The organism is Oleiphilus sp. HI0043, assembly GCF_001634935.1.
The window spans coordinates 1-1,566 of record NZ_LWEY01001273.1 but is presented as its reverse complement, the minus strand read 5'-3'; the positions used below and the strand labels follow the sequence as shown (position 1 = coordinate 1,566).

Here is a 1,566-nt window from a genome sequence, read left to right as displayed (position 1 = left end):
GGCGCAACCATTGCGGCAGGTAGCCAGCGATGGAAAGGCATAATGGCTGCTTTACCAATGCCATAGCAGAATAGAACGAGTAGAACGCTAAGGACGGCCTTGCTGTGTGAATTATCAAAAATTCCACCTGCTTGGAAATCCAATGTGCCTGTTAAGCTGTAAGTACCCAAGACAGCAAAGAGTAAAAATGCGATTGATGTACTAAGCAAGATGCCGAGGTAAGTTCTGCCGCCTTGCTTGGCTGCTTCAGTCCCAGCATGTGTTACTAGTGGGTAAGTTGACAGTGTTAATACTTCATAAAATATGAATAGTGTTAGCAGGTTGCCTGAGAAGCAAATTGCCATAACGGAACTGATCGCCAGTGCGAAGCAGCAGAAAAATCGAGTTTGGTTTTCTTCATTGTGGCCTCGCATATAACCAATCGCGTAGATGCTGGTAATGATCCACAAGAAGCTCGCTACAATAGCGAAAAGTACGCCAAGGGGTTCAACTTCAAAGCTGATCCCAAGACCTGGAAATAAGTCGATAACATCAAGCTTAAGGGCAACACCCTGAAAGGTATAGTCGGTAATTGCTAATACGATAGAGAATAAGATAGCTGCTGTACTTAATGTGACAGCCTCTCTGATGTTTGGGTTCTTACCTGTTGCGATAACGATTAACGCACCAATAAAAGGTACAAGAATCGAGAGGGTGATCAGCTGTGATGGCTCAATACCTTGCCAGAGGTTCATGGAGAAACCTCCTGAGCATTAATACTTAAGGTTGTATTCTGGAATAACCATTGAGATGCGCTATTTGCAGCGTCGGTAGTCAAGCTTGTATCGATACCAAAATAAATGTTTGCCAATACAAGTGCCCACATCGGAGCCAGCATTAGCCAGGGAACTTCTTTAATATTATTAGGGTTTTGTGATTCTGGTAGTTTTTGGAAATACGCAGCCTCTAATACCCGGCCAATATAGATTACCGCTAACAATGAGCCAGCAAGTACAAGTGCAGCAAGTACCCAATGATTTTGTTCTAGCGCTGCTGTCACCAGATACCATTTACTTACAAAACCAACGGTGAGCGGTACGCCGATTATACTCAGGCCAGCAATTGTGAATGCCGCCATGGTTAAAGGCATGTGTTTGCCCAAACCTCTGAACGCTTTTATATCNACAGAGCCTACGCGATAAAAGACGGCACCGACGGCCATAAACAAAGCTCCTTTCATGAGTGCATGGTTAAATATGTGGATAAGTCCCGCCATCAAACCTGTTACGCTGACTAAGCTCAGTCCGAGAATCATATAACCAATTTGCGCAACACTACTATAAGCAAGGACTGTTTTAACGTTGCTCTGCACGGTTGCCATGTAAGAGCACTTGAAAATTGCGACGACAGCCAAGACCATCAAAATTAGATCCATGCCCATATCGGTGAAAACATGGTCAGCCCCGAATATTGTAAAGATGAAACGAATCATCACATACACTGCAACTTTAGTCGCTGTGCTGGCCAAAAACGCGGTAACAGCTGAGGGCGCATGGGTATAAGCGGGAGGAAGCCACATATGTAATG

The 1,566-nt window shown here is 44.5% G+C and carries 2 protein-coding genes; both read right to left on the bottom strand.

Features of this window, described 5'->3' with window-relative positions:
- Positions 1-734: proton-conducting transporter membrane subunit (locus tag A3729_RS16590; protein ID WP_304439729.1), on the bottom strand; the 734-nt coding region annotated here is incomplete at its 3' end.
- A partial coding sequence (locus tag A3729_RS16585; protein ID WP_304439728.1) for a proton-conducting transporter membrane subunit occupies positions 731-1,566 on the bottom strand: 836 nt, incomplete at its 5' end. The genes A3729_RS16585 and A3729_RS16590, both read right to left, overlap by 4 nt.